The sequence below is a fragment of the Streptomyces sp. NPDC051243 genome (assembly GCF_044455405.1).
Lineage (GTDB): Bacteria > Actinomycetota > Actinomycetes > Streptomycetales > Streptomycetaceae > Streptomyces.
In genome coordinates this window covers 134,224-160,154 of sequence record NZ_JBITES010000020.1, presented here as the reverse complement: position 1 = coordinate 160,154, position 25,931 = coordinate 134,224, and the positions used below count along the sequence as shown (strand labels likewise).

At 69.4% G+C, this 25,931-nt stretch carries 26 protein-coding genes; 14 read left to right on the top strand and 12 right to left on the bottom strand.

Annotated elements, in window-relative coordinates; all coding sequences use genetic code 11:
• Positions 1 to 40: 40 nt before the first annotated feature.
• Complete coding sequence (locus ACIBAG_RS39380) at positions 41 to 673, bottom strand: FMN-binding negative transcriptional regulator (RefSeq protein WP_399112152.1); 633 nt, start codon at positions 671 to 673, stop codon at positions 41 to 43.
• Complete coding sequence (locus ACIBAG_RS39375) at positions 673 to 1,356, bottom strand: pyridoxamine 5'-phosphate oxidase family protein (protein WP_399112231.1); 684 nt, start codon at positions 1,354 to 1,356, stop codon at positions 673 to 675. Before ACIBAG_RS39375 ends, ACIBAG_RS39380 begins: the two co-directional genes overlap by 1 nt.
• 35 nt (positions 1,357 to 1,391) lie before the next feature.
• Between ACIBAG_RS39375 and ACIBAG_RS39370 the strand changes: the two genes are divergently transcribed.
• Complete coding sequence (locus tag ACIBAG_RS39370; RefSeq protein ID WP_399112229.1) at positions 1,392 to 2,723, top strand: aminotransferase class I/II-fold pyridoxal phosphate-dependent enzyme; 1,332 nt, start codon at positions 1,392 to 1,394, stop codon at positions 2,721 to 2,723.
• 37 nt (positions 2,724 to 2,760) lie between these two features.
• Here the strand turns inward: ACIBAG_RS39370 and ACIBAG_RS39365 are convergent, their stop codons facing one another.
• Positions 2,761 to 3,699: a DMT family transporter gene (locus ACIBAG_RS39365; protein ID WP_399112151.1), complete on the bottom strand. Its 939-nt coding sequence runs from the start codon at positions 3,697 to 3,699 to the stop codon at positions 2,761 to 2,763.
• A gap of 74 nt (positions 3,700 to 3,773) precedes the next feature.
• On the opposite strand from ACIBAG_RS39365, the gene ACIBAG_RS39360 reads away from it, so the two are divergent.
• The gene (locus ACIBAG_RS39360; RefSeq protein WP_399112150.1) at positions 3,774 to 4,676 is read left to right on the top strand and encodes a LysR family transcriptional regulator; all 903 of its coding nucleotides are present in this window, start codon (positions 3,774 to 3,776) and stop codon (positions 4,674 to 4,676) included.
• A 37-nt stretch (positions 4,677 to 4,713) separates the two neighbouring features.
• Here ACIBAG_RS39360 and ACIBAG_RS39355 read toward each other — a convergent pair whose 3' ends face one another.
• Positions 4,714 to 5,181: a pyridoxamine 5'-phosphate oxidase family protein gene (locus tag ACIBAG_RS39355; RefSeq protein WP_399112148.1), complete on the bottom strand. Its 468-nt coding sequence runs from the start codon at positions 5,179 to 5,181 to the stop codon at positions 4,714 to 4,716.
• Positions 5,182 to 5,347: 166 nt separating this feature from the next.
• Here ACIBAG_RS39355 and ACIBAG_RS39350 point away from each other — a divergent pair, with 166 nt between their 5' ends.
• Positions 5,348 to 5,998, top strand: a complete 651-nt coding sequence (locus ACIBAG_RS39350; protein ID WP_399112147.1) for a cysteine hydrolase — start codon at positions 5,348 to 5,350, stop codon at positions 5,996 to 5,998.
• Here the strand turns inward: ACIBAG_RS39350 and ACIBAG_RS39345 are convergent.
• Positions 5,985 to 6,455: a Rieske (2Fe-2S) protein gene (locus tag ACIBAG_RS39345; RefSeq protein ID WP_399112145.1), complete on the bottom strand. Its 471-nt coding sequence runs from the start codon at positions 6,453 to 6,455 to the stop codon at positions 5,985 to 5,987. The genes ACIBAG_RS39350 and ACIBAG_RS39345 overlap by 14 nt on opposite strands.
• 219 nt (positions 6,456 to 6,674) lie before the next feature.
• On the opposite strand from ACIBAG_RS39345, the gene ACIBAG_RS39340 reads away from it, so the two are divergent.
• From ACIBAG_RS39340 to ACIBAG_RS39310, 7 genes are all read left to right on the top strand, one after another.
• Positions 6,675 to 7,439, top strand: a complete 765-nt coding sequence (locus tag ACIBAG_RS39340) for a HipA family kinase (protein WP_399112143.1) — start codon at positions 6,675 to 6,677, stop codon at positions 7,437 to 7,439.
• Positions 7,436 to 7,885 (top strand): DUF3037 domain-containing protein, encoded by a 450-nt coding sequence (locus ACIBAG_RS39335; RefSeq protein WP_399112141.1) that lies wholly within the window; start codon positions 7,436 to 7,438, stop codon positions 7,883 to 7,885. The genes ACIBAG_RS39340 and ACIBAG_RS39335 overlap by 4 nt, the downstream gene beginning before the upstream one ends.
• 114 nt (positions 7,886 to 7,999) lie before the next feature.
• On the top strand, positions 8,000 to 8,761 hold the full coding sequence (gene fabG, locus ACIBAG_RS39330; RefSeq protein WP_399112139.1) for a 3-oxoacyl-ACP reductase FabG: 762 nt from the start codon (positions 8,000 to 8,002) through the stop codon (positions 8,759 to 8,761).
• A gap of 20 nt (positions 8,762 to 8,781) precedes the next feature.
• A complete protein-coding gene (locus ACIBAG_RS39325; RefSeq protein WP_399112138.1) occupies positions 8,782 to 9,543 on the top strand; it encodes an SDR family oxidoreductase in 762 nt (253 codons plus the stop codon).
• 213 nt (positions 9,544 to 9,756) lie between these two features.
• The gene (locus tag ACIBAG_RS39320) at positions 9,757 to 11,337 is read left to right on the top strand and encodes an ABC transporter substrate-binding protein (RefSeq protein ID WP_399112136.1); all 1,581 of its coding nucleotides are present in this window, start codon (positions 9,757 to 9,759) and stop codon (positions 11,335 to 11,337) included.
• A 191-nt stretch (positions 11,338 to 11,528) separates the two neighbouring features.
• The gene (locus ACIBAG_RS39315) at positions 11,529 to 12,212 is read left to right on the top strand and encodes a uracil-DNA glycosylase (protein ID WP_399112134.1); all 684 of its coding nucleotides are present in this window, start codon (positions 11,529 to 11,531) and stop codon (positions 12,210 to 12,212) included.
• Positions 12,213 to 12,352: 140 nt separating this feature from the next.
• Complete coding sequence (locus ACIBAG_RS39310; RefSeq protein ID WP_399112132.1) at positions 12,353 to 12,808, top strand: hypothetical protein; 456 nt, start codon at positions 12,353 to 12,355, stop codon at positions 12,806 to 12,808.
• A gap of 117 nt (positions 12,809 to 12,925) precedes the next feature.
• Here ACIBAG_RS39310 and ACIBAG_RS39305 read toward each other — a convergent pair whose 3' ends face one another.
• The 3 genes from ACIBAG_RS39305 to ACIBAG_RS39295 all read right to left on the bottom strand — a co-directional run bounded on the left by ACIBAG_RS39305 (position 12,926) and on the right by ACIBAG_RS39295 (position 14,700).
• Entirely contained in the window at positions 12,926 to 13,267 is a 342-nt protein-coding gene (locus ACIBAG_RS39305) for a hypothetical protein (RefSeq protein WP_399112130.1), read from the bottom strand.
• 274 nt (positions 13,268 to 13,541) lie between these two features.
• A complete protein-coding gene (locus ACIBAG_RS39300; protein WP_399112128.1) occupies positions 13,542 to 14,051 on the bottom strand; it encodes a DinB family protein in 510 nt (169 codons plus the stop codon).
• Between the two features lie 58 nt (positions 14,052 to 14,109).
• Entirely contained in the window at positions 14,110 to 14,700 is a 591-nt protein-coding gene (locus ACIBAG_RS39295; protein ID WP_399112126.1) for a TetR/AcrR family transcriptional regulator, read from the bottom strand.
• Positions 14,701 to 14,807: 107 nt separating this feature from the next.
• Between ACIBAG_RS39295 and ACIBAG_RS39290 the strand changes: the two genes are divergently transcribed.
• Together ACIBAG_RS39290 and ACIBAG_RS39285 are read left to right on the top strand one after the other, a co-directional pair.
• Positions 14,808 to 16,034: an FAD-dependent monooxygenase gene (locus ACIBAG_RS39290; protein WP_399112124.1), complete on the top strand. Its 1,227-nt coding sequence runs from the start codon at positions 14,808 to 14,810 to the stop codon at positions 16,032 to 16,034.
• The gene (locus tag ACIBAG_RS39285) at positions 16,006 to 16,911 is read left to right on the top strand and encodes a Gfo/Idh/MocA family protein (protein ID WP_399112122.1); all 906 of its coding nucleotides are present in this window, start codon (positions 16,006 to 16,008) and stop codon (positions 16,909 to 16,911) included. The genes ACIBAG_RS39290 and ACIBAG_RS39285 overlap by 29 nt, the downstream gene beginning before the upstream one ends.
• Here ACIBAG_RS39285 and lnt read toward each other — a convergent pair.
• Both lnt and ACIBAG_RS39275 read right to left on the bottom strand, forming a co-directional pair.
• The gene (lnt, locus tag ACIBAG_RS39280) at positions 16,835 to 18,409 is read right to left on the bottom strand and encodes an apolipoprotein N-acyltransferase (protein WP_399112120.1); all 1,575 of its coding nucleotides are present in this window, start codon (positions 18,407 to 18,409) and stop codon (positions 16,835 to 16,837) included. The two genes, ACIBAG_RS39285 and lnt, sit on opposite strands and share 77 nt — an antisense overlap.
• Positions 18,410 to 18,479: 70 nt before the next feature.
• Positions 18,480 to 18,965 carry a nuclear transport factor 2 family protein gene (locus tag ACIBAG_RS39275; RefSeq protein WP_399112119.1) on the bottom strand — a complete coding sequence of 162 codons (486 nt, stop codon included), beginning with the start codon at positions 18,963 to 18,965 and terminating at the stop codon, positions 18,480 to 18,482.
• Positions 18,966 to 19,059: 94 nt separating this feature from the next.
• On the opposite strand from ACIBAG_RS39275, the gene ACIBAG_RS39270 reads away from it, so the two are divergent.
• Positions 19,060 to 19,257, top strand: coding sequence for a DUF4291 family protein (locus ACIBAG_RS39270; protein ID WP_399112117.1), 198 nt, complete (start codon positions 19,060 to 19,062; stop codon positions 19,255 to 19,257).
• A gap of 200 nt (positions 19,258 to 19,457) precedes the next feature.
• Positions 19,458 to 20,975, top strand: coding sequence for a restriction endonuclease (locus ACIBAG_RS39265; RefSeq protein WP_399112115.1), 1,518 nt, complete (start codon positions 19,458 to 19,460; stop codon positions 20,973 to 20,975).
• A gap of 127 nt (positions 20,976 to 21,102) precedes the next feature.
• On the opposite strand, the gene ACIBAG_RS39260 is transcribed toward ACIBAG_RS39265, so the two are convergent.
• Together ACIBAG_RS39260 and ACIBAG_RS39255 are read right to left on the bottom strand one after the other, a co-directional pair.
• Positions 21,103 to 24,843 (bottom strand): AAA family ATPase, encoded by a 3,741-nt coding sequence (locus ACIBAG_RS39260; protein ID WP_399112114.1) that lies wholly within the window; start codon positions 24,841 to 24,843, stop codon positions 21,103 to 21,105.
• A gap of 328 nt (positions 24,844 to 25,171) precedes the next feature.
• On the bottom strand, positions 25,172 to 25,867 hold the full coding sequence (locus ACIBAG_RS39255; protein WP_399112112.1) for a hypothetical protein: 696 nt from the start codon (positions 25,865 to 25,867) through the stop codon (positions 25,172 to 25,174).
• Positions 25,868 to 25,931 lie beyond the last annotated feature (64 nt).

Here is a 25,931-nt window from a genome sequence, read left to right as displayed (position 1 = left end):
TGCCGAGGGGCCCCGCACCGCCCGGGTGGGGCCCCTTCGCTCAGGCTCGGCGTCGGCGCCGCAGGTGCTCGTGTGCCGCTGCGTCGCGCGGACCGCTCCGCCCCACCAGCCGGGCCGCGATCCTGTCCTTGACCTCCTCGGTCCGGTGATTCGCGTACTTGAACTTGGCCCGCACGCCGATCACTTCGAGCCGCATGCCGCGCAGCCCCGACAGCATGCGGCCGTACGGCACCGCGCCCACCGCGACCCGTGCCGAGCCGCCCTCCGGCTGGAAGTGGCCGACTTGGCGGTTGAGCAGCTCGGACTTCTCCGCGGGGTCGTCCACGACATGGGCCCGGCAGCGGAGTTGGACCGCGGCGTAGAAGCTGGTCGGGGTCCCGTGCTCGGGCGGGTCCTCCGGTGCCGCCTGCCAGGGGCCGGGCACGTACACGTAGTCGTCCACCACGCTCAGGACGACCTCGGGGTTCGCGAGCAGCGCGGGCCACAGCGGGTTCGGGCGGGCGAGGTGCGTCAGGACCTCGCCGCGCTCGGCGTCGTACAGAAAGTGCAGTGGCTGGGCGTACGGCGGCTCGCCGTCCAGGCCGTTGACGACGAGCTGCCCGAAGTCGTGCACGGCCAGCCACCGCTGCCACTCGGCGTCGTCCCGGGGCGCGTCCCAGGGGTGGACCAGCATCACAGGGCCCCGAGATAGGCGGGAAGCTCGGTGCCGGGGGCCAGGTCGGGGTCCCCGACCGGCGCCTCGTACCCCTTGCGCAGCGGGACGACGCCGGCCCAGTGGGGGAGGGCGAGGTCCTCGGGCTCGTCGTTCACACCGCCGGTGCGGAGCTTGGCGGAGACCTCGTTCAGGTCGAGGCGGATCACGGCGGTCGCGGCCAGCTCCTTCTTGTTGGCGGGGCGGGAGTCGGCCGACCGGCCCGGCACCACGTGGTCGACCAGGGCGTCGAGGGCGACCCGCTTCTCCTCGGGGTCCGTCACGTCGTGCGCCATGCCGTGCACCACCACCGACCGGTAGTTGATCGAGTGGTGGAAGGCCGAGCGGGCCAGGATCAGCGCGTCGACATGGGTGACCGTCAGGCACACCGGCAGCCCCGAGTCGGCCTTGCCGGTCATCCGCAGCGGGCGCGAGCCCGTCGAGCCGTGGACGTAGAGCGTCTCGCCGACCCGTCCGAACAGGGTGGGCAGCACGACCGGCGCGCCGTCGCGCACGAAGCCGAGATGGCAGACGTAGGCCTCGTCGAGTATCGCGTGCACCAGCTCCTTGTCGTACGACGCCCGGTCCGGCGAGCGCGTGGGGACGGTGCGGTCGGTCGGCGTGTAGGCGGCGGGCGGCGACGTCGGCTGCGGGGTCCCCTGCATTGCGATCTCCATTGCACTAGTGCATAATCATGTTTGTGCTAGGAGGATATCGGATCGAAGGGCGACGCGCAGCGGAGATTGCGGCGAGCGTCGAGCGCGCGGTGGGTGCCGGTGAGCTGGAACCGGGCCAACTGCTGCCGCCCATGCGGGAGTTGGCGGTCGAACTGGGAGTGAACCCCAACACCGTCGCCGCCGCGTATCGCACCCTGCGGGAGCGCGGGGTGATCGAGACCGCGGGCCGCCGGGGCAGCCGGGTGCGGCCGAGGCCGGCCACGACCGGGCGCGAGCACGCCCGGGTGCTCGTGCCCGAGGGCGTGCGCGACGTGGCGGACGGCAATCCCGACCCGGCACTGCTGCCCTCGCTCGCGAAGGCCTTCGCGGCCGCGGGCGAACAGGGCGACAGGGATCCGGTGTTGTACGGGGACGACGCCGTGGAGCCGGAGCTGGCACGCATCGCGCGGGCTCGGCTGGACGCCGACGGTGTTCCCGACGGGCCGCTGGCGGTCGCCTCCGGATCGCTGGACGCCATCGAACGCGTCCTGGTGGCCCACCTGAAACCCGGGGACACCGTCGCCGTCGAGGACCCGGGCTGGGGCAGCCTGCTGGACCTGATCCCGGCGCTCGGCCTGCGTATGGTCCCTGTCGGAGTCGACGACGAGGGACCACGGCCCGACGATGTACGGCGGGCCCTCGACTCTGGGGTGCGCGCCCTGATCGTGACCGACCGCGTGCAGAACCCCACCGGAGCCGTGGTGAGCGCCACGCGCGCGCGTGCCCTGCGGTCGGTGCTGCGGGAGCACCCGGAGACCCTGCTGATCGAGGACGACCACGGTTACGGCATCGTCGACCTGCCGCTGCACCCCCTGGCCGGCGTCACCCACAGCTGGGCCTTGGTCCGCTCGGTCGCCAAAGCCTACGGTCCCGACCTGCGGCTCGCCGTGCTGACCGGGGACGAGGTCACGGTGGACCGGGTGCGCGGACGGCAGCGACTCGGGGCCGGATGGGTCAGCAGACTGTTGCAGCGGGCCGTCGTGCGGCTGTGGACCGACAGCGGGCACGACCCGACGGCCGTGGCGGCGACGTACGGTGAACGCCGTGACCTGCTGCTCCGGGCACTTGCCGAGCGGGGGGTCGAGGCCCACGGGCGCAGCGGCCTGAACGTGTGGATTCCGGTCCCCGACGAGACGGGCGCCGTGGCCCACCTGATGCACGCCGGCTGGGCGGTCGCCCCCGGGGCCCGCTTCCGCACGAGCTCGCCGCCCGGGATCAGGATCACCACCGCGACGCTCACCGAGGAGGAGACGGGTCCTCTGGCGGCCGCGGTGGCAAGGGCGGTGGGCCCGGGTCCGGAAAGGAGCCACGTGTGAACACGGGCTCGGCAGCCGACCTTTTGCTCCATCCCCGTCAGACGTTCTTTCGCCGCACCTGGGTAAGAGCCGCACCCGCCAGCACGACCACCGCCCCCACCGGCGTCGACCATCTCAGCGACTCACCCAGCAACATCACCCCCGCAGCCGTGGCGATGACCGGAATGAAGTACGTGACCATCTGAGCCGTCGTCGGCCCGACCTCATCGACCAGCCCGTACTGGATCAGAACGGCCAACCCCGTACCCAGCGCCCCCAGCGCCACCACGGCAACCAGTGGCAGCAACGGGAACCGTGTCGGAAATGAGGTGAACAGAGGGGTGACAACGGCGAGTTGAGCCGTCGCCAGCAACAACTGCGCTCCCGTCAGCGACAGATGGGACTCACGGGACCCGGCCAGCGTCCGGCGGACGTATATCCAGCCGATCGGGTAGCTCAACGAGGCCAGCAAAGCCATCGCCGTACCCGTGGCGTCCAGGCCCGCGAACCCCTGCCAGGCCCCCAGCACCGTCAACACCCCAAGGAAACCGATACCGAGACCGGCGACCCTGACCCGCGTCGGCCGGTCCTCCGACAGCGCGACCAGGGACAGGGCCATGCCCCACAGAGGTGAGGTCGCGTTGCAGATGCCTGCCAGCGTGGACGGGATCGTCAACTCGGAGTAGGCGAACAGCGAGAACGGCAGCGCGTTCAACAGAAAGGCGGCGACCGTCAGATGCCCCCACGTACGCGCCCCGTGCGGCAACCGTTCCCGTTTCACCAGCATCGCGGCCGCCAGTACCGCCGTGCCGAACACCAGCCGCCCGAGCGTGACCTGGAACGGGGCGTATCCATCGGTGCCCACCTTGATGAGCAGAAAACTGAAGCCCCAGATCAGGGAGAGCGCGGCGAAGCGCACACGCCAGTCGACACGGGCGCGGGGACCTGGCCGAGGCGCGGCTTCGGCCTGGACATGAGAGGTGGTGACGGTGGTCATGGCAGCAACGATGATGCAGACGACTTCGTAGCACAATCGAGATTTCGCACGGGATATCTCGTAGCATTGCTTACATGTTGAACTTGGAGCGCCTGCGTACCCTCGACGCCCTCGCCCGCCACGGCTCGGTCAGCGGCGCCGCCGAGGGGCTGCACATCACGACGTCCGCCGTGTCGCAGCAGATGTCCAAACTGGAGCGCGAGGTCGGCCAGCAGCTCCTCGCCAAGAACGGCCGGGGCGTGCGGCTCACCGACGCCGGCCGGCTGCTCGCCGAGCACGCCGCGCGCATCCTGTCGCAGGTCGAGCTGGCCCAGTCCGACCTGGAGGCGCAACGCGGGCAGGTGGTCGGCGAGCTACGGCTGGCCGCGTTCCCCACCGCCCTGCGCGGGCTGTTCCCCACGGCACTCGCCGCGCTGCGGGGCGACCACCCGGCGTTGCGCCTGCAGTCGCGCGAACTCGAGCCCGAGCGCGGAGTCGACGCCGTGCTCCGGGGCGACGTCGACCTGGCCGTCGTCCTCGACTGGTACAACAAGCCGCTGCCCATGCCGGAAGGGCTCGCCAAGGCGCCGATCCTCGACGACCGCGTGGAGATCGCCATGCCCGAGGGGCATCCGCTCGCCGACCGGCGCGAGGTCGACCTGGAGGACTTCACGGACGACGAGTGGGTCGCCTGGCCCGAGGGCGAGTTCTGTCACGAGTGGCTGCTGTACACGTTTCGCACCAAGGGCATCGAGCCCCGTATCGCCCATCGCGCGGGCGAGCACCACACCCAACTAGCGCTGGTCGCCGCCGGGTTGGGTGTCTGCGTGGCACCACGGCTGGGCCGCGACCCCGTGCCGTCCGGGGTGCGGACCGTGCCCGTGCGGCACCGGGTGCACCGGTACGTCTACGCGGTGTGGCGCGCGGACGCCGACCGCCGCCCGTCGATCCGGGCGGCGGTGGAGGCCCTGCGGTCGGCCGCCGAGCGGATCGACTGACCCGCCCGGAGCTCCCTGCAGCAACCCCGGCTTGCGGCTACAGGGATCCCAGCTTCCGGAAGTCCCAGGACACGATCTTCTCCGGCGTCAGCCGCACCCACGCGTGCCGGCCGTCGTGCGGCATCTCGTCGATGCCGAAGTTCTTGCGAGCGAACAGCGTCTCGGGAACGTCGAGTTCGGCCCGCAATTCGCCGACGCGCGGGATCTCGCCCACGAACTCGACGGTTCCGGACAGCTCGACGCCGCGCAGCTGCTCGTACTCCTCACCCGTGTCGATCACGACCGCGACCCGCGGATCGCGGCGCAGATCGGTCCACCGCTTGCTGCGGACGACCGAGTACAGCCACAGCGAAATACCGTCCCAGGCGAACCACAGGGCGCTGACATGCGGGAAGCCGTCGGCGGACACCGTGGCGACCCGGCAGGTGCGCTGGGTGGTGAGGAACTCGTCCAGCTCGCCCGGCGTCATCATGATCTTGCGGCCCCGGCGCTGAGTGACGGTCATACGGCCCCCTCTTCTCTCACGTCGTGCCAGAGGAGAGATCCTCTGACATCACGTCAGAAAAGGATGGGTCGAGTTCCTTTCACACGCAATGGTGGTTCCGTACTCACGCGGGGGTGACTACTCTCGCCGCCGCCACCGCACGCCGCCGTCGGTCACAGGGGGGCCCATGCCGTCGTACGCCGAACTCAGCGAACTCCTCGACCCCGCGACCACCGTGCTGCTCACCGTCGAGTGCCAGCAGGGAGTCGTCGGACCGGACAGCGCGCTGCCCGAACTCGCCAAGGAGGCCCGCTCCTCGGGGGCGCTCGCCCACGTCGCCCGGCTGGTCGCGGCGGCTCACGAGAGCGGCGTCCAGGTGATCCACGCGATCGCCGAACGCCGCCCCGACGGCCGCGGCGCGGGCCGCAACGCCCGCCTGTTCCGCGCCGCCGAACGGCTCCCCGTCCAGCAGCTGTCCGGCACTGCGGCGGTGCGGGTGGCGCCGCCGATCGAGGTCACCGAGGAGGACTTCGTCGTACGGCGACTGCACGGCCTGTCCCCGATCCAGGGCACCGACGTCGACGCGCTGCTGCGCAACCTCGGCTGCCGCACGCTGATCGTCACCGGCGTCTCGGCCAACGTGGCGATCCCGGGCGCCGTCTTCGACGCCGTGAACCGGGGATATGTCGTGGTCGTGCCGCGGGACGCGATCGCCGGGGTGCCCTCCGACTACACCCCGGCGATGATCCGCCACACCCTCGCACTGGTCGCCACGGTCGCGACCACGGACGAGGTGCTGGGCTGCCTCAAGCGTCCGCGCCCGATCAGGCGAGCGTGATCGAGTCGCCCGACACGCTGATCTGCTTGGCCTCCAGCGGCTGGGTGGCGGGCCCCTGCTTCACACTGCCGTCGAGGACGGAGAACTGGCTCTTGTGGCAGGCACAGGTGATCGTGTCGCCCTGCAGGTCCGTCATCGGACACTGCTTATGGGTGCAGATCGTCGAGAAGGCCTTGAAGTCACCCGCCGTCGGCTGGGAGACCATCACCTTCTCGGCGCTGAAGACCTTGCCGCCGCCCTCGGGGATGTCGGCGGTCTTCGCGAGCGCCGCACCGCCGCCCGCGCCCGCCTCGGTGGACGAGCCGGCGCCAGTGGCGCCCTGTTCGGCGGACGAGCCGGACGCATCGTCCTCGGACCCGCACGCGGTCAGCGCGACGGCGAGCCCCGCCGCACCGACCGCCGCCACCACGGCACGGCGGCTGGGTTTCGATCCCGGCTGAACTGATTCGCTGGTCATGCCGACGTTCCTTCCCGTCATTCGTGATCTGCCGAGAGGTACGGCCCCTCGGGACCGGCTGTTCAGGAGATGCCGAAATCCTGGCCCGCCGACCAGGAGACGCGGGTAAAGCGGAGCTGTCGGTTCCCTGTCGACGGCTGTCGGTTTCCTGTCGGCGCGGCGGCCGAATCGCCACCCGGGCCGCCCGGGCCCCCGTCTCCGCGCCAGTAACCTGGGGCGATGCTCAAGGAAGTCATCGCGACCCGCTACATCACGCCCCTGCGTGAGGGCGGCTCACTGCCGGGGCTCGTCGAGGCCGACGACTTCGGGACGTACGTCATGAAGTTCACCGGCGCCGGACAGGGCCGCAAGACGCTGGTCGCCGAGATCGTCTGCGGTGAACTCGCCCGCAGGCTGGGCCTCAGGGTGCCCAGGCTGGTGACGGTGGAGCTCGACCCGGTGCTGGGGCTCGGCGAACCCGACCAGCAGGTGCAGGAGTTGCTCAGGTCCAGCGGCGGCACCAACCTCGGCATGGACTTCCTCTCCGGTGCCCTCGGCTTCGACCCGCTCGCCTTCGAGGTGAGCCCCGAGGAGGCCGGCCGCATCGTCTGGTTCGACGCCCTGGTGAACAACGTCGACCGGTCCTGGCGCAACCCCAACCTGCTGATGCGGCGGGGCGACCTGTGGCTCATCGACCACGGCGCGACCATGATCTGGCACCACAACTGGCCCGCGGCCGAGGCGTCGGCGGCGCGTCCGTACGACGCCTCCGACCACGCCCTCGTCACCTTCGCGCCCGATGTGCGGGGCGCCGCCGCCGAGTTGGCGCCGCTGGTCACCGAGGAGCTGCTCGCGGAGGTGACCGCCGAGATCCCGGACGCCTGGCTGGCCGGCGAACCGGGCTTCGACACACCCGACGACCTCCGGCGGGCCTATGCGCGGCCCCTGCTCGCCCGCGCGGCCGTCGTCCACGAGCGCGTCACCGGAACCGAGGAGAGCAAGTGAGCGAGCGCCACATCCACATGGCCGGCCATGTGGTCGAACGCCACATCATCCGGGGCGGCGAGGCGAGCGACCGGGACGTCTTCGAGTACGCCGTCCTGCGCGTCGTACCCCGCGTCGAACGCGGCGAGTGCATCAACGCGGGCGTGCTGGTGTACTGCCGCGCCCAGGGCTACGTCGGTGCCCGCACCCACCTCGACGAGGCGAGGCTGCTCGCCCTGGACCCCGACGCGGACGTGGCCGGCGTCCGTGCCGCACTCGGGGCCGTCGAGAGGGTCTGCGGCGGCAGCGAGGCGGCGGGGCAGGCGGCCGGTGACGACGCCGGACGGCGCTTCCGCTGGCTGATCGCGCCCCGCTCCACGGTCGTCCAGCCGGGGCCGGTGCACACCGGGCTCACCACGGATCCGGCGGCCGAGGCGGAGCGGCTGCTGGACCGGTTGGTGAAGTGAGGGATCAGGTAATGGATCACATGCGCGCGGTGAGCGTTGACACCGCGTGCCAGGACTTCTAGCGTCACGTCCATCGAAGGTACTAAGCGGTCGCTCACCCGAGGAGAGTCACTGATGTCCACCACTGAGCAGCGGGTCGCCGTAGTCACCGGCGGAGCGCGCGGCATCGGCGCCGCCACCGCCGTACGACTGGCCGCCGAGGGCCGCGCGGTCGCCGTGATCGACCTCGACGAGGCCGCCTGCAAGGACACCGTGGAGAAGATCACCGCGGCCGGCGGCAAGGCGATCGCGGTCGGCTGCGACGTCTCCGACGAGGCGCAGGTCGAGGCGGCCGTCGCGCGGATCGCCGAGGAGCTCGGAGCCCCGACGATCCTGGTCAACAACGCGGGCGTGCTCCGTGACAACCTGCTGTTCAAGATGAGCGTCGCCGACTGGGACACCGTCATGAACGTCCACCTGCGCGGCGCCTTCCTGATGTCCAAGGCGTGTCAGAAGCACATGGTGGACGCGGGCTTCGGCCGGATCGTCAACCTCTCCTCGTCCTCGGCGCTGGGCAACCGCGGCCAGGTCAACTACTCCGCCGCCAAGGCGGGTCTGCAGGGGTTCACCAAGACCCTGGCCAAGGAGCTCGGCAAGTTCGGCGTCACCGCCAACGCCGTCGCACCCGGCTTCATCGCCACCGAGATGACCAAGGCCACCGCGGAGCGGGTCGGCATGGGCTTCGAGGACTTCAAGGCCGCGGCCGCCACCCAGATCCCGGTGGCGCGGGTCGGTGAGCCGGAGGACATCGCCAACGCGATCGCCTTCTTCACGGGCGAGGCGGCCGGCTTCGTCTCCGGCCAGGTGCTGTACGTCGCCGGCGGACCGCTCGACTAGGGAACTGGGGACACACGGACATGACTGCACTGCCTGAACTCTCCGGCAAGGTCGCCCTCGTCACGGGCGCCAGCCGCGGCATCGGCTACGGCGTCGCCGAGGCGCTCGTCGCGCGCGGCGACCGCGTCGTCATCACGGGACGCAACGAGGACGCCCTCAAGGAGGCCGTCGAGCAGCTCGGCGCCGAGCGCGCCGTCTACGTGGCCGGCAAGGCGCACGACGAGGCCCACCAGGCCGTCGCCGTCGAGCGGGCCATGGAGGCCTTCGGCCGGGTCGACTTCCTGGTCAACAACGCCGGTACCAACCCGGTGTTCGGGCCGCTCGCCGACCTCGACCTGGGTGTCGCGCGCAAGGTCTTCGAGACCAACGTGATCTCCGCGCTCGGCTTCGCGCAGAAGACCTGGCACGCCTGGCAGAAGGACAACGGCGGCGCGATCGTCAACATCGCCTCCGTCGCGGGCATCGCGCCCTCGCCGTTCATCGCCGCGTACGGCGTCAGCAAGGCCGCCATGATCAACCTCACCCAGCAGATGGCGCACGAGTTCGCGCCCAAGGTGCGGGTCAACGCGATCGCCCCGGCCGTGGTGAAGACCAAGTTCGCGCAGGCCCTGTACGAGGGCCGGGAGGCGGAGGCCGCCGCTGCCTACCCGCTGGGCCGGCTCGGCGTGCCCTCCGACATCGGCGGCGCCGCCGCGTTCCTCACCTCGGACCAGTCCGACTGGGTCACCGGGCAGACGCTCGTCGTCGACGGCGGCATCTTCCTCAACGCCGGCGTCGGCTGACGGATCGGACTCAGGCCTCAGGACGCAGGGACCGACGACACGGGCACCGCTGGACACAGGCGGTGCCCGTGTCGACGTTTGGGGAGATCAACGGCCTTTGACAACGTAGTCACCGCCGAGGTGAGCAAGTGCTCATGAGACCGGAGGTCCACCGGCCGGAACACTGCGGTATGTTTTGCCGACCCTTGGCATGGCAGATCGAGGAGCGTGCGCGTGTTCAACCGGATCCGACGCCTGCGGCAGGTGGCGGCCATCGCGTCCATATCGTCCCTGGTGGCAGGGTGCGGCGTCCTCTCGTCCGATTCGACGGAGGAGGAGGGGCCGATCGTGGTGGGGACGACCGCCGCCCCCAGCACCCTTGATCCCGCCGCGTCGTGGGACAGCTCCTGGGAACTGTTCCGCAACATTTACCAGACGCTTTTGAGCTACCCCTCCGGCGCCACCGAGCCCGAGCCCGACGCCGCCAAGAGCTGCCAGTTCACCGACAGCTCGAACATGAAGTACAAGTGCGAGCTGCGCGAGGGCCTGAAGTTCTCCGACGGGCACACCCTCGACGCGAAGGCGGTCAAGCACTCGATCGACCGGATCCGGGAGATCAACGTCAACGGCGGCCCGGCCGGTCTGCTGGGCAGCCTCGACCGGGTTCAGGTGCTGAACGACCGCGAGATCGTCTTCCACCTGAAGAAGGCCGACGCGACCTTCCCGTTCGTGCTCGCCACGCCCGCCATGTCGATCGTGGACCCCGAGGACTACCCGGCCGACAAGCTGCGCGAGGGCAACAGCATCGTCGGGTCCGGGCCGTACACCCTCGAGTCCTACGAGGAGGGCAAGCAGGCCGAGCTCGTCAAGTACAGCGGCTACCAGGGGTACGCCGAGCGCAAGAACGACGCGGTGACGATCCGGTACTTCCAGGACTCGCCCACCATGGTCGGCGCGCTGCGCGACAAGGAGCTCGACGTCGCCTTCCGCGGCCTCGCCGCCGACGACATCGTCGACCTCCAGGCCGACGACGAGGACGAACTCCAGCTGATCGAGGGCTCCGGCACCGAGATCAACTACCTGGTCTTCAACCCGAAGGACCCGATGGCCGGCAAGGAGGCCGTCCGCAAGGCCATCGCCCAGGTCGTCGACCGTCCGGCGATCGCCCACAAGGTCTACAAGGACACCGTCGAGCCGCTGTACTCCATGGTCCCCAAGGGCCTGACCGGACACACCACGGGCTTCTTCGACGACTACGGCGACCCCAGCAAGGCCAAGGCCCGCAAGATCCTCACCGACGCCGGCATCTCGACCCCCGTGCCGCTCACCCTCTGGTACACCAGCGACCGCTACGGCTCCGCCACCAAGGCGGAGTTCGAGGAGCTGAAGAGTCAGCTCGAGGCGTCCGGCCTCTTCGAGATCACCCTCAAGAGCCGCCCCTGGAAGACGTACGTCACCGGCTACCAGAACGGCGAGTACCCGGTGTTCGGCCGTGGCTGGTTCCCCGACTTCCCCGACGCGGACAACTTCATCGCGCCGTTCGTCGGCGAGCAGAACGCGCTCGGCACGCCCTACCTGGTGCCCAAGATCACCGAGACGCTGCTGCCCAACTCCCGCGCCCAGAGCGACCGGGCCAACGTGGTCAAGGACTTCGAGGACGCCCAGAAGATCCTCGTCGACGACGCGCGGCTGCTGCCGCTGTGGCAGGGCCGGCAGTATGTGGCCGCGAGCGCGGAGATCTCCGGCGCGGAGCGGGCGCTGGACCCGTCGACGATCATGATGGTGGGCGAGCTGTACCGGAAGACCAGCTGGTAGGAGCACGCCCGTAGGGACACGCTGGAGAGAGCACCAGAACCAGCCGGTGGGGACACCCCACCGGCTGGTGGCTTTTCCGGATGGGCGGCCCGCGGGGCGATTGTCAGTGGTCGCCTGTAGGTTCTGAGAACTGGAAGCGACCGCTGGTCGCGGACCGCACATCGTCTGCCGCACACCGTAAGGAAGTTGACGTGACCGACATCGCCATGCTGCCCGAGTCCTGGCGCGGGGTTCTGGGCGACGAGCTGCAGCAGCCCTACTTCAAGGAGCTGACGGAGTTCGTCGAGGAGGAGCGGGCGAAGGGTCCCGTCTATCCGCCGCGCGAGGAGGTCTTCGCCGCGCTGGATGCGACACCGTACGAGAAGGTGAAGGTCCTCATCCTCGGCCAGGACCCGTACCACGGCGAGGGACAGGGACATGGCCTGTGCTTCTCGGTCCGTCCCGGCGTGAAGACGCCGCCCTCGCTGCGCAACATCTACAAGGAGATGAAGGAGGAGCTCGGCCACCCCGTCCCCGACAACGGCTATCTCATGCCGTGGGCCGAGCAGGGCGTCCTGCTGCTCAACGCGGTGCTGACGGTGCGCGGCGGTGAGGCGAACTCGCACAAGGGCAAGGGCTGGGAGAAGTTCACCGACGCCGTCATCCGGGCGGTGGCCGGCCGTCCCGACCCCGCGGTGTTCGTGCTGTGGGGCAACTACGCCCAGAAGAAGCTCCCGCTCATCGACGAGTCGCGGCATGTGGTGGTCAAGGGGGCGCACCCCTCGCCGCTGTCGGCGAAGAAGTTCTTCGGCTCCCGCCCGTTCACCCAGATCAACGAGGCGGTGGCCCAGCAGGGGCACGAGCCGATCGACTGGCGGATCCCGGACCTGGGCTGATCCACGGCCGGGGCCGGTCCCACTCCGGACCGGCCCGGCAGGGGCGGACGGGCTGGTGCCGTACGGAGGCGCCTGCCCCGGATCTCCGGTGCGGGCCGTTAGCGTCGGAGTGATCATCCGACGAGGGTCCGGAGGGCGCGGTGGCGGAGCAACGTGAGCAGGCGGCGCCGGACGCGGTGCCGACGCGGATCGGGCAGGTCGTCATGCTCCATCACGCGGGGGACCGGGAGGAGGCCCGGCGCCGGTTGCTCGACCTGTGGACGGAGCTCGGGGAGGACGGCGACCCGCTGCACCGGTGCACGCTGGCCCACTACCTGGCGGACACGCAGGACGACCCCTCGGACGAGCTGGCATGGGACCTGCGGGCGTTGACCGAGGCGGAGGGGGCCGGGGGAGCGCCGGGTGTACGGGCGCTGTATCCCACGCTGCACCTGAATCTGGCGGCCGACTATGTGAAGCTCGGCCGCGCGGAGGCTGCGCTCGTGCATCTGCGGCGGGCGCGGGGGGCGGCGGGCGTGTTGGGGGACGACAGCTACGGGGACGGGGTGCGGGCCCAGATCCGTCGGTTGGAGGGGTGGTTGGGGGAGGGGGCCTAGGTCGTGTCCGCAAGTCCCGTCGTCCGCCCGGCGGGGCAGGCGGGACTTTGCGGACACGGCCTAGACGCGGCGGCCGGCGGTCGCGCGCCGGCCGGCCCTGGCGTCTCCCCGTGCCTCTCACTGGCCGTACGTCTGCTCGCAGATCCTCGACTCCGGGCTGTCGCCCCGCCAACCGCCGTACGTCCGGCCCAGCGCGCAGAGGTCGGCGTTCTTCGGGGCCGGCGGGCGGATCGGCTCCGGCGCGTCAGGGATCCTGACCGGCGGTCGCTTCGGGGCGTCGCCGGCAGGTCGGTGGGGTGCCTGGTGCTCGCGGTGGGGAGTTTGCGGGTGTGGGCGACGGGGCGGGGGCTCGTGCGCCGGTGGTGGGGTGGGGGACGTGGCGCTTGCGGTCGATGGTGTGGTGTCGGTGCGGCGGGACGGGTCGATGAGGGTCAGGGCCTCGCGAGCCGGCGACTGCACCACCGGTCCTTCCGTCGGCCCGCTCGGTCGGGGCGCCGGCGGCTGGGACGGTATCGGCGCCGGCGGGCGAGGCGTCGTCGGGCGCTGGACCGTCGTACAGCCGGAGAGGGCCGAGACGGCCACGGTGACCAGGAGCGTTGCGGTGGTCGTCGTTCGATGCACGCGCGCAACTCTGGTGGGTCGGGCGGCTGTTGGGAGACCGGACGAGCGGAGGTTGATCCGCACGGGTGATCTCTGACCCCGTACGGGCGGCGTCCCCCCGCCCCGGCTGACGTCAGTCGCCCGTGGCGCCGTCGACGCGCTCGCGGACCAGGTCGGCGTGGCCGTTGTGGCGGGCGTACTCCTCGATCATGTGGGTGATGATCCAGCGCAGGTTGAAGGGTTCACCCGACCTGCTCCTGCCCTTGGAGACGTCGTTCAGTGCGAAGCCGGCCGCGTTGCGACGGGCGTTCTCGATCTCCCGCTGCCACGTGGTGCGCGCCTCGTCCCAAGTGTCGGCCTCGGTGAAATGGAAGTCGCCGTCCCGGTCCTCTTCGCTGCAGTAGAGCACGCCGAGGTCCTCGCCCAGGAGGATCTCGTGGAACCAGAACCGCTCCACTTCCGCCATGTGCCGCACCAGCCCCATCAGGGTCAGCTCGGACGGCTCCACGGAGGCGGTCCGGAGCTGGGCGTCGGTCAGGCCTTCGCACTTCCAGGCGAGGGTCTGCCGGTGGTAGTCCAGCCAGCCCTCCAGCATCGTGCGCTCGTCGGCGGTGGTGGCGGGCTCATGGCGTTCGATTGTCATGCCCGCAATCCTTGCGCAACCGGGGTCGTACGACGAGGAGTTTTCCCGGCAGCCGGGCTCACCGGCCGAACATCCCGTCCAGCAGCTCGCGCAGCCCCGCCCGCACCTCCTCCAGACTCGGCGCCTGTGCGCTGTAGGACCCGGCCACGCAGCTGAAAATCAGTCCGTCCGCCCAGGCCACCAGGGACAGCACATGGCGGGCCGGGTCGGTCGAACCCATCGCGGTCATCAGTGCCGTGAGCCGGTCGCGGAAGCGGGCGCCCGTGGCGTCGAAGTAGGCGCGCAGCTCCGGGCGGCGGGTTGCCTCCAGCGCCAGTTCATAGCGGGCGAGGGTCAGTTCGCGGCCGCGGGTGAGGGCGCGGTGCGTCGCCAGGGCCAGGCCGGCCACGAGCGAGTCGAGGCCGCCGCGTGGGTCCGGCATCTCCTCCAGCGCCAGGATGCGCGCCTCGCGGTCGGCGAGCCGCCGCACCGCCAGCTCCAGCAGCGCCTGCCGGGTACGGGCGAGGTTCGAGGTGGAGCCCTGGGGCAGCCCGGCGGCCTCGTCGACCGCCCGGTGCGTGAGCCCGCGCATGCCGCGCTCGGCGAGCAGGGTGAGGGCCGTGTCGGCGACGAGATCGGCGCGGGAGCCGCCGGCGGTGCGTTCGGACATGGAGAGCAACCTACCCGTGACACTACGCCTGTAGTACAGTCGACGCACTGCCTCACTACACCTGTAGTTGGCTGCATCCACAAGTGGGTCCGATGCGAGGAGGAGCCATGGCACAGTCGAGGCGGGCCGTCGTGATCGGCGGCGGCATCGGCGGTCTGACCGCGGCGGCCGCACTGCACCGGGGCGGCTGGGACGTCGCCGTACTGGAGCGCGCCCCCTCCCTGGAGCCGGTAGGCGCGGCCATCTCGCTCGCGCCCAACTCCCTGCGCGCGCTGGACGTGATCGGGCTCGGCGACGAGATCCGCGACCTCGCGGCCTGGCAGGGCGACGGAGGGCTGCGCACCCCGTCCGGACGCTGGCTCTCCCGCACGGACGCCGACACCGTGGGCGAACGTTTCGGCGGCCCTCTCGTCCTGCTGCACCGGGCCACCCTCATCAACAGCCTCGCCGCACGACTCCCCGCCGACGCCGTCCGTATCGGAGCCGCCGCGACCGTCGCCGACCCGGGCGACGCCGACCGGCCCGCATGTGTGAGCACCCCGGACGGCGACCTGGAGGCCGACCTCGTGGTCGCCGCCGACGGCATCCGGTCCGCCGTGCGACGGACGCTGTTCCCGGACCACCCCGGGACCGTGTACTCCGGGTTCACCACCTGGCGGGTCGTCATCCCGGTGCCCGGCCTGGAGTTCGCCTCGCACGAGACCTGGGGCCAAGGCCGCATCTGGGGCTCGCACCCGCTCAAGGACGGCCGGGTCTACGCGTACGCCGCGGCGACGGCCCCCGCCGCACAGCAGGCCCCCGACGACGAGAGGGCCGAACTGCTGCGCCGCTACGGCGACTGGCACGACCCGATCCCCGCGATCCTCGCCGCCGCCCGCCCCGAGGACGTCCTGCGCCACGACGTCCACCACATCGCCGAGCCGCTGCCCGCCCACCACCGCGGCCGGGTCGCCCTGATCGGCGACGCCGCGCATGCCATGCCGCCGACGCTGGGGCAGGGCGGCAACCAGGCCATCGAGGACGCGATCGTCCTGGCCGCCTACTGCGACGACCTCGCCGCGTACACGGCAGCCCGGCTCCCGCGGACGACCGCCATCGCCCGCCGGGCCGTCAGGGTCGGCCGGCTGAACATGATGACCGGCCGCGCCGGCATCGCCGTACGGAACACCGTGCTCGCCGCGCTGTCCAAGGCCGCTCCCCAGCTGTTCCTGCGGGGCTTCGAGGGCATCGCCGACTGGCGGCTGCCGCAGGCGCCGTATGCTGCCGGGAAGACCCGCGCAGGCAACCGCCAGAGGAGAACACCCCGTGAAGGTCGGCTGCATCGGACTCGGTGACATCGCGCAGAAGGCCTACCTGCCGGTGCTCGGCGTCCAGCCCGGGGTCGAACTGCATCTGCAGACCCGTACGCCCGCGACGCTCGCCCGGGTCGCCGACGGCCTCCACCTCCCGCCGGAGCAGCGGCACGAGGACCTCGACTCGCTCCTCGCTTCGGGCCTCGACGCCGCCTTCGTGCACGCGCCCACCGTCGCCCATCCGGAGATCGTGACCCGGCTGCTGGAGGCGGGCGTGCCGACGCACGTCGACAAGCCGCTCGCGTACCGGCTCGCCGAGTCCGAGCGGCTGGTGGCGCTCGCGGAGCGGCAGGACGTGAGCCTCGCCGTCGGCTTCAACCGGCGGTTCGCCCCCGGCTATGTGCAGTGCGCCGACCATCCGCGCGAACTGATCCTGATGCAGAAGAACCGGATCGGGCTGCCGGAAGAGCCGCGCTCGATGATCCTGGACGACTTCATCCACGTCGTGGACACCCTGCGCTTCCTGGTGCCCGGTCCCGTCGACGACGTCACCGTGCGCGCCCGCGTCAAGGACGGGCTGCTGCACCATGTCGTGCTGCAGCTCGCCGGGGACGGCTTCACCGCCCTCGGCGTGATGAACCGGCTCAGCGGCTCGGCCGAGGAGGTCCTGGAGGTGTCCGGGCAGGACACCAAGCGTCAGGTCCTCAACCTCGCCGAGGTCATCGACCACAAGGGCCAGCCGACCGTGCGGCGGCGCGGGGACTGGGTCCCGGTCGCCCGGCAGCGCGGCATCGAGCAGGCGGTGCTCGCGTTCCTCGACGCCGTGCGCGTGGGCAAGGTGCTCAGCGCCCGGGACGCGCTGGCGACCCATGAGCTGTGCGAGCGGGTCGTGCGGGCGGTTCAGGAGCGGGCCGCCTGAGCCGCAGGGTCCGCACGCCTTCGCTCACGCACCACGCGGCCATGATCAGCAGCGCCGCGTACACCGGCCACTCGCCGAAGCGGACGTAAGGCGTCGTGCCACCGGCCAACGGCACCTCGTAGACCGAGCTCGTGCTCACGCTCGTGCCCAGCCAGGACCCGATGCGCTGACCGCTCGGGCCGTACACGGCGGAGACCCCGGTCAGCGTCGCGTGCACCATCGGGCGGCCGGTCTCGGCGGCGCGCAGTGCGGCGAGCGAGGCGTGCTGCTCGGGGGCCCAGCTCTGCTGGAACGTGGAGGTCGCGGACTGGGCGATCAGCACCTCGGCGCCGTGGTCGGCGAGGTTGCGGCTCATGTCGGAGAACGCGGACTCGAAGCAGACCATCGGGCCGATGCGCAGCCCGTGCCCGGCGTCCATCACGACCTGCTGGGTGCCGCGCCTGCGGTCCTCGGCCGCCGCCTCGCCCACGGAGGTCGCCCAGCCCAGCAGCGAGCGGAACGGTATGTACTCCCCGAACGGGACCAGCCGCATCTTGTCGTAGCGGGCGCCGGTCGGGCCGTCCGGGCCGACCAGGATCGAGCTCTTGTAGATGCCGGGCTTGTCCGAGCGTCGCGCGTCCACGTTGACCAGGATGTTCGCCCCCGTCTCGCGCGACAGCGCCGCGAGTCGCCGTGCGAAGCCGGGCCGGTCGTCGAGGTCGTAGCCGACGCTGCTCTCGCCCCAGACGACCAGGTCGACGTCCTGGCCGGCCAGCTCGCGGGTGAGCTGTTCCTCCCGGTCGAAACGCCGGTCGGCCTTGCCGACGCCCTGGATGACACCCGGCTGTACGACGGCGATCCGGACCCGGTCGTCGATGTCGGGGCGCGGGGACCACACCCAGACGGCCGACGTGACGACGGCGGTCGCGACGAGCCCCGACGCCGCCGGCACCCATGCCCTCCGCACCGTCACGAGCACCGCGGCCGCGACATTGACGGCCACCACCAGGAAGCTGATCAGCCACACCCCGCCCACGGAGGCGAGCCGCAGCGCGGGCTCCACCTCCCACTGACCGGAGCCCAGCACGCCCCACGGCCCGCCGAGCCCCTGCCAGGAGCGGATCAGCTCGATCAGCAGCCAGCCCGACGGCAGGACGACGAGGGCCGCCGCGACCCGGCCCGCGGACGGTCTGCCGGCCAGGAAGCGGCGCACCAGCCAGCCCCAGGGAGCCCACAGCGCGCCGAGCAGGGCGGCGATGACAAAGGTGAACACATGGAGGTTCGGCAGCAGCCAGTGGTGCATGGCCAGCATGAACCCGAACCCGCCCCACCAGCCGTCGTGCAGCGCCCGCTTCCCGGTCGGCGCGGAGCGCAACAGCGCGATCCACGGCACCAGGGCGACATACGCCAGCCCCCACAGCGACGGCTCCGGGAAGGCGAGCACGGGCAGCGCACCGGCCAGCGCGGCAGCGGTCGAGCGCCGCCACGGCGAGGCGAGCCAGTGGCTGATCGTCTTCATGCGGCGTCTCCCTACCCGAGGTGCTTCCAGTGTGCTCGCAGGCACTGACAGTGGGACAGTGGACGTCCGCTCAGTCGATCACCGCGGGCGCGGTCCGCTCGGGCAGACGGCGCCATTTCTCCTGGACCACCACCTCGCGCAGCCGCCAGCCGTCGTAGGTTCGCAGCAGTCCGAAGGAGTACCGGCCGCCGCATACGAAGTCGGGCGCCGAGGAGCCCTCGCCGTTCCCGGCGAACCGCATGGGATTGACGTAGTCGGCCCGGACCCGGGCCGTGTCGCCGGTGTCCTGCTCCAGGAGACCGAAGCGCACCCGGCGGTTGACGATGAGGTGCTGGCGCATCGAGAACAGCCGCATGCTCTCCTCGAGCCACGCGGCGACCTGTCCGGCGTCCCCCTCGATACCGCCGGCCGAGCGGTAGTCCGCGCGCCCGTCGGGGGAGAACAGGCTTCGGTACGCCGTCCAGTCGCCGTCGTCCACGGCCACCGCGTAGTCGGTGATCAGTTCGTCGACCGCCAGCCGGTCCCTCAGGGTGGCGAGTTCCACACGCTGCGTCATCGGCTCAGTGTTGGGCATGAGGTGGGCTGAGCCAAGAGGGCGTGCAGTGATATTCGGTGGATGTCGGCCGGGGGCGGCGTGGAGGCTGTCCTCCGTGAACGAACACAACGACCGGCCGATCCGGCCTGCCGAGCGGGAACCCAGGTTCCGCATACGCGCGCACCACACCGATGACACGGTCACCGTCTACCAGGCCTACGCCCCCGGGATCGGCCGCGCAGCGGCCCGTGACGGCCGCTTTCCGTCATCCTGGGGCCGCGAGCGCATGACCTGGATCATCATGCCGCGTTGACAGACTCCATCACTCGCCAACGACGAGAGCCGCGGACGGCTGGCTTCGTGGGGGTAGCGATCGTCTGCTCCCGGCATGCACCCCCACATGGTGCTTGGACCGCGCAGGTTGAGCGCGGATCTAGCCAACTTTCGCGGCTGGGACTTGGCCGGCCAGGCACTTGGGCATAGTTCCTGCCGAACAACGGGGTTGGGGGGACGATGGCGCGCAAGAAGTCGTTGCCGGGGCAATTGATCCAGGCATACCGCGCTGCACAGAAGGCTAAGGAGGCGGAAGCCAAGCGCCAGCAGCAGCTTCAAGATCGAGCGGCGCGTGCGGCTGAACACGAACGCAAGCGCCAGGAGCGGGAACGTGCGCGCCAGGAGCGAGAGCAGGCTCAGGAGTGGACCCGGGCGCAAAAGGCCGCGGAGCGGGAGCGCCTGGCGCAAACGCGGGCCGCTGAGCAGGTTGAACGTGACTTGGCCAAGCGTGAAGCGGAACGGGCCCGACAGACTGAGGCGAAGAAGAAAGCCGCACAGCGGCAGGCAGCCGAACAAGAGCGCCTTGCCAAGCAGCAGGCCGCCCAGGAAACGAGGGCAACGGCCGAACGGCGAACTGCCGAGGTACAGCGGAAGGTTCTTGAGCTGAACTCTGTTCTCTCGTCGGCGTACACACCGTCGCTCGCGCGGCGAAAGCAGGTGGAAGCGGCACTCGTGCAGGGCGACCCCGAGGAACTCACTAGGGCTGTTGAGACGGCCGTAATCGAGGCTTCCTACCCTGAGGGCTTGCGCGACTCATGGCGATGCGCGTTCGTCCCAGAGTCCCGAGAGCTGCTGTTGGAGGTCGATCTACCGGGACAGTCAGTCATACCGACCGCGGCTGCGTACCGCTACAAGGCATCGACGCCACCGACTGTGACCGCCCACCCGCGCAAGGAAGCTGAGATCAAGCAGTTGTACCGGCTGCTGGTCGCTCGACTGGCCCTGCGCGCGATCGATGAAGTGCTCACGTTGACTCCCGCGTCTCTGGTCGACGTGGTGGCCTTCAACGGCCATGTGAACGCAAAGAACCGTGCCACCGGCAAGGCGATCCGCCCTTGCCTCGTCAGCGTGCGCGCGACCAGGGAGACGGTGGGCGACCTTGTTCTGGATGAGCCTGAGCTCGACCCGGTCGAATGCCTACGGCACCTCAACGCTGTTGTCTCTCAGCACCCGTACGACCTCGAACCCGTGCGGCCTGTCGTCACATTCGACCTGACGAAGTACAAGTGGGGGCCAGACATCGATGTTGTAGCCGGACTCGACCATCGCCCCGACCTGATGGAACTCGACCCGATCGAGTTTGAACACCTCGTTCGACGCCTGTTTGAGGCCATCGGCCTCAAGGCCTGGGTGACTCAGGCATCCCGCGACGACGGCATCGACGCCGTCGCCACCAACGAGGATCCCATCGTGGGTGGGCTGTGCATTATCCAGGCGAAGCGCACTCGTAATGCCGTACCGGCCGATACGGTACGCGCTCTGGCTGGCGTCATGCATGACAAGGCCGCGGCCAAGGGAATCATCGTCACCACTGCCTGGTTCGGGAAAGCCAGCAAGGATTTCGCCTACAGAACCGGCCGTATGGAACTCATCGATGGCCGTGGGCTCAAAGCCCTCCTCCTCGAGCACTTGGGCATCGATGCGCTCATCAGCCTGCCCAAAACCCCGGTTGGCTGGGAGACCCGTGACCAGAGCTGACCGCTGAGCCAGCATGCTCAGGCCTGCTATCCGACCGCAGGAGAAAGGTCTACAAACCGCTTGACGTGGGTCATCAACCCGCGTTTATGACCACTTTCGTGGGCTGAAGTACTTTGTTGATCGCTTCTCAGGGGTGCTCGAATCGACTGAGCAGGCTGGAGCCCAGTTCGAGAACCATGATGCCGCGAGGCCCGGCCACGACGGCTCGGTTGCCGGGAAGGAACCTAGTGCTCCGCAACGGTGATCCGACCCGTAGGTGGTGCTCTCGTCGACTTTCCGCGGACCACAGGGCAGCGGAGCAGGTGTGTCCGCCGGAGAGGATGAGCGACTGCCTGTCGATCTGAGTGGTGTCCACGTCGGCCAATTGCATGTGATGGGCCTGCTCGAGTTGGGCATCGATCATCACGGAGCCGTCTTCGGTGTTCCAGATGTGCAGACGAGAGTAGCCGCCGACTCCGACGGCGACCGGGATGTCACCTATGTGGCTGAAGGAGACAGCCGTGATGGGAAACGGGTCGCCGTTGTCCATGCTGAGGACGCGATGCCGCGTCTCGTCGTTCGTCACGGTCCACAGCCGGGCCTGGAAGGATTCCCAGTCCCATGTCACGAACCGGTGTGCTTCGTCCGGTTGCTCTGGGAGCGGAGCCACCATGAAGCTGCCGGTGTGGCAGGCGAGCGGTGGCCGAACAGCATCACAAGTGGCTAGGTCGAAGAAGCCCAGTCGCCCGCTTGTCGCAGTGACGAGGAGTAGTGGCCGCTCCCCTTTCACGACAGCGATGGACCTCCACTCCTCGTCCGAGGCCAACTGGAAGTCGTATGACGGTTGGCCGTCCGGGAAGACCCGCAGCGTGATGTGCCTCTGCCTATCCAGCGTGACGAAGGACCACGGGTCGCCCGGAACCACGGCTGCGCTGCGGAAGCCCTCCCCGGCCGATCGCCTCAGTTCGGCGAGGACGTCACCGCCGTCCGCCTCGAAGATCACGAGAGAGCCGTCGGCCTTGATGGACGCGATGCAGCTCTGTCGAGTGGAGTTGGTTCCCGTGACGACGCTGCGGTGGTCGCCGACAGAGACCACCGGGCGGGCTGCTTGAATGTTCCAGGCACGTACGGCGCCGTCACGTCCTCCGGAGATAAGCAGGCGGGCACCGTTCAGTTCGCACTGTGCCAGCGATTGCACCCCGCCGTCATGAAAGGCCAGTTGCCGTACCTCCTCTTGGGCGGCGCCGCGTATGAACAGGTTGCCGTTCCAATCGCCCCAACACCACAGATCGTTGTCGTGGCCCGTGATGAGGGTGGTGAATACTCCCGCGTCACCATGATGCGGGTCCCCGGCAATCTCTCCACGGACTGGGTCCCAAGCGATCACCTGGCCTCCTGCAGCACCTAGAAGGATCACGGGCCCGTCCTGGCGCTCAGCGAGCGATGCTGCCCAGAAGAGCGTGTGACTCCGCCAGCCCCGCACGTGTATTGCCGGATGCAGTGGTTCACTGAGCGGACGACCGGTGGTGAGGTCCCACGTCTTAATGTCACCACTGTTGCCGCTCACCACGGCAAGGCACCGCCCGCCTACATTGTCGACCACGAGAACTTGGTCTTCTCGACCGATCACGACGGGCGGCAGATCTAGCACATGACCGTCCCTCACGGACAAGACCTCGACTACGTGATCTCGGCTGACCGTAGCCACTGCGGATTGACCTGCGACGTCTATCGACCAGACACCGTTCGGCGCACGATCTTCCGCGAGAATCCTCTGCGGATCGGCCGCATCCGGCGTCGTGCGCAGCAAATGCCCATCCTCGTGAAGGGTCACGATGGCGATGCCGTCACCCTGCGGGAAGGTAGCCATGTCGAGGATGGGTGAATCCGGCTCCCGTACGCCGGTCACCATGGGTTCTCCATCGGCGAGCCGCCACGCCTGGATGCCCCATGCGCTCGCCGAGAGCACCACGATTCCCCTCGCTGTCTCAACGGTGCCGACAGCAAGGACGTAGTCGTCGTGGTGACCGAGCATGCGGCTCTCAATGAGAGCGTCCCAGCGAGCCCAGAGCACCGACCACGGACGATCGGGAGCTGTAGCTGCCAGTTCCCCCGCTAGGCGTACGTCGCCGGCCATGTGAGCCGCCATCTCGAGGTAGCAGATGCGCTCGTCTTCCGCTGCCACAAGCAACTGTTGGCCGACTCGTTGAATGATGCGAGCCACTCGCTGGCCCGACCCGGTGCGAGCGGAGGGGAGTGCCGTCAGCAGCCGAGCCGGATCCACGGCAGCCAAAAAGCCCGCGTCATCGAGAAGCTGGTCCAGCACCTGGCCCTCGCCCGCATGGAAAGGCAGATAGGTACGCGTGTACCTGTCGGCGTGCGCCCAGTCCCGCTCGTCAGGGGAAGACGATGACAGCTTCTCGAGGAGGATGTCCGCAAGACGGCGGTGGACCTCGGCTGCCGGACGCTGACGAGTGCTCAGCTGCCGCAAATGCTCGCCCAGCGCTTCGTGGAAGAGCCTGAAGGCGACACGGTCTCCTTGGGTGCTGCGGTGGAGTAGGTCCACCGCAGCGCTGTCCAGGAGCAGCCGGGTGACATCGCGTTCGGAGTACGCGGCCGTTCCCAGCATGGTGGCCGCGGCCGCCCAGGTTCCTGGGTCGCTGAAACCATCGCCCTGGGACCAGGCCAGAGCCATCAGCAGATCGCGTACCCATGGACCACCTGGCTGAACGTCACGAAGGTATCGGTCCATGGCGGCACCCACAGTGGTGGGAAACGTCTCCGCCCACCCAGAGCTCCCTGTATCCACGGGTTCGTCAGATCCCATCAAGGACAGCGCCGTGAGCTGTGCCACGAGAAAACTGGAGCCGGCACGAGCTGCTACGGCCGCAGCGACCTTTTCCGCGAGTGCAGGGCGGGCACGGTAGGGAGTGCGGACCTGCGGGTCCGGGTCGGCCAGCAATGTGCTACAGACGTACTCAGCAACATCACGTCGATCCAGATACTGTTCCTCATCCAGATCGAGTACGAGCACCGAAGCTCCGAACAGCCGCAGCAGGTGGTCCTCGCCACCTCGGCGCGTGCCGACGAGCAGACGGATGCCCGTCCGCTCCGATGCCGCCGCCAGCGGCTCGAGTAGGTCAACGATGAGCCGATGGGCGTCGGCAGCCTCGTCCACCCCATCGACGACGACCACAGTTGGTCGATGCTCAAAATCCTCGCGGAGATGTGCGAGGAGACCGCTGCATGACCCCTCGTCGATCGTCAGGGCCTGTGAGATCTCGGCGGCCACTTCGTCTGCCGTGCGGCCACGTACGTGCACGGCCATGCTGATGGAGCCGACCGGCGGTCGCGTCCCGGCTGGTGCGGTGGCAAGCACCTCATTGGGTTGTCCGGCATCGGCCAGACTCACCAGCCTTCCGAGAACCGCTGACTTACCGGATCCCGGGGCACCGGTCACGACACGAGACCACGCAACGTCCAGACCGGCGCCGTTGATCCAGTCCACCAACTCACGCAGCACGCGAAGCCGACCCATGAAGTATGAGCCCTCGCGCACGAGCGAAGGCAGAATTCCACGCCCTCTAGGGTGGAAGTGACTGCGCAGCTGTTCCGCTCGCTGCGCAGCCGCGGTATCAGACCTATCAGCCAGCACTTGCTGGTGCTGCGTCCGCCTCGAAACTCGATCGCTAAGCGCATCAACCGCCGGTGGCACCGCAAATCCGCACACCATAACCAGGGCTGTGAGGACCACCATGACAGGGGAGATGCGGTCAGACGTGAGGAGACCCAGCAAGGCCCCAATCGCGACTGCCAGGCCTGGCAGCATGTAGATCAACAGGCGCTCGGTCAGTGACCGTCGGTTGTCACGTTGGCGCAGTGAGTACACGGTTTCATTCGTATAGGCAATCGCGCCTCCGCGTCCATGGAATCCGCGGACGATCACCAACCGTACTCACCGCAGGGCATCGGAGCGCGGGCCGCCGTCGCGCTCGAGCGTTCTGCTGCTAGCACGGCTCGACATGGTCATCAAGCCGCCTTCAAACGACCCGGCCTGATCATTCCTGAAGGTCATCGCGATTGAGGCGTGGCGGCTGCATGACGCGGTCAGTGCCAGCACTGTGGCTCTTGGCAGCACCGAGCTGGCAGTGTGCACAGACCCAGAGAAGGACTATGAACGCGACTTGACCTGGATCATCATGCCGCGTTCACAGACCTCAACAGGCGGTTGGCCAGAGGCGCAGCGGCGGCCGCCCACAGTCGTGTGAGGCAAGGCGGGTCGTGTGCCGTCGGTCGAACGCTACGATCAGGCGGACACGGTCGTCACCGAAGCGGTCGGCCAGAGCCTTCATCACGGCGAAGACGTGCGGCCAGTGAGTCTCCGAGCCCAGCACAGTACCCGCGGTCAGTGGTTCGTAGGCACAGACCAGATCGCCGTTGGTCCACGCAGCGGGTCCTGAGTTGCTGCGCGAGTCCACCGGTGGCTCGCCGACCACGGACAGGACCTCCGCCAGCCACTGATGGGATACGAGCTGGCGATGCAGCGTCGACAGGCGCGACTGCTTGTGCCAGGCCACTCGGCCGACGAAGTGCTCCGGTCGGGTCTCGGGATCGATGGAAGCGAGCTCGCCCCAGCTGACCCAGCTCGCACCGTCCAGCTCACCCCGGGCAACCCAGGAGCTGAGCTCCGAGCGCATGGCGCTCGACAGGTCAATGGGAAGCCCACGACCGGGTGCAAGGGGCGGGAAGCCCGCGTAGTTGCGCACCCCGAAGAGCAGACCGAAGGCCGTGTAGTCGGTCTCGTCGTACAGCGGCCATAGATTCATGGCGGTCACCCAGGGCTCGCCGTCGTAGTCTTCGGTGCCTGCATGAGGATGATGAAACTCGATCCCGCCGTAAATGTCCGTGCCCATGGTGGCGCACCGTAACAGCCCTGGCCTGTATGACGTACATCACTATTGAAGAGCGGTGAGAGAA

Coding starts and splice junctions, on each gene's coding strand:
- ACIBAG_RS39340 (WP_399112143.1), top strand. CDS start 6,675: ATGCTCAAGGAAGTCATCGCGACCCGCTACATCACGCCCCTGCGTGAG.
- lnt (WP_399112120.1), bottom strand. CDS start 18,409: ATGAAGACGATCAGCCACTGGCTCGCCTCGCCGTGGCGGCGCTCGACC.
- ACIBAG_RS39380 (WP_399112152.1), bottom strand. CDS start 673: ATGCTGGTCCACCCCTGGGACGCGCCCCGGGACGACGCCGAGTGGCAG.
- ACIBAG_RS39345 (WP_399112145.1), bottom strand. CDS start 6,455: ATGACCAGCGAATCAGTTCAGCCGGGATCGAAACCCAGCCGCCGTGCC.
- ACIBAG_RS39275 (WP_399112119.1), bottom strand. CDS start 18,965: ATGACGCAGCGTGTGGAACTCGCCACCCTGAGGGACCGGCTGGCGGTC.
- ACIBAG_RS39350 (WP_399112147.1), top strand. CDS start 5,348: ATGCCGTCGTACGCCGAACTCAGCGAACTCCTCGACCCCGCGACCACC.
- ACIBAG_RS39265 (WP_399112115.1), top strand. CDS start 19,458: ATGGCGCGCAAGAAGTCGTTGCCGGGGCAATTGATCCAGGCATACCGC.
- ACIBAG_RS39360 (WP_399112150.1), top strand. CDS start 3,774: ATGTTGAACTTGGAGCGCCTGCGTACCCTCGACGCCCTCGCCCGCCAC.
- ACIBAG_RS39255 (WP_399112112.1), bottom strand. CDS start 25,867: ATGGGCACGGACATTTACGGCGGGATCGAGTTTCATCATCCTCATGCA.
- ACIBAG_RS39365 (WP_399112151.1), bottom strand. CDS start 3,699: ATGACCACCGTCACCACCTCTCATGTCCAGGCCGAAGCCGCGCCTCGG.
- ACIBAG_RS39325 (WP_399112138.1), top strand. CDS start 8,782: ATGACTGCACTGCCTGAACTCTCCGGCAAGGTCGCCCTCGTCACGGGC.
- ACIBAG_RS39295 (WP_399112126.1), bottom strand. CDS start 14,700: ATGTCCGAACGCACCGCCGGCGGCTCCCGCGCCGATCTCGTCGCCGAC.
- ACIBAG_RS39375 (WP_399112231.1), bottom strand. CDS start 1,356: ATGCAGGGGACCCCGCAGCCGACGTCGCCGCCCGCCGCCTACACGCCG.
- ACIBAG_RS39355 (WP_399112148.1), bottom strand. CDS start 5,181: ATGACCGTCACTCAGCGCCGGGGCCGCAAGATCATGATGACGCCGGGC.
- ACIBAG_RS39300 (WP_399112128.1), bottom strand. CDS start 14,051: ATGACAATCGAACGCCATGAGCCCGCCACCACCGCCGACGAGCGCACG.
- ACIBAG_RS39290 (WP_399112124.1), top strand. CDS start 14,808: ATGGCACAGTCGAGGCGGGCCGTCGTGATCGGCGGCGGCATCGGCGGT.
- fabG (WP_399112139.1), top strand. CDS start 8,000: ATGTCCACCACTGAGCAGCGGGTCGCCGTAGTCACCGGCGGAGCGCGC.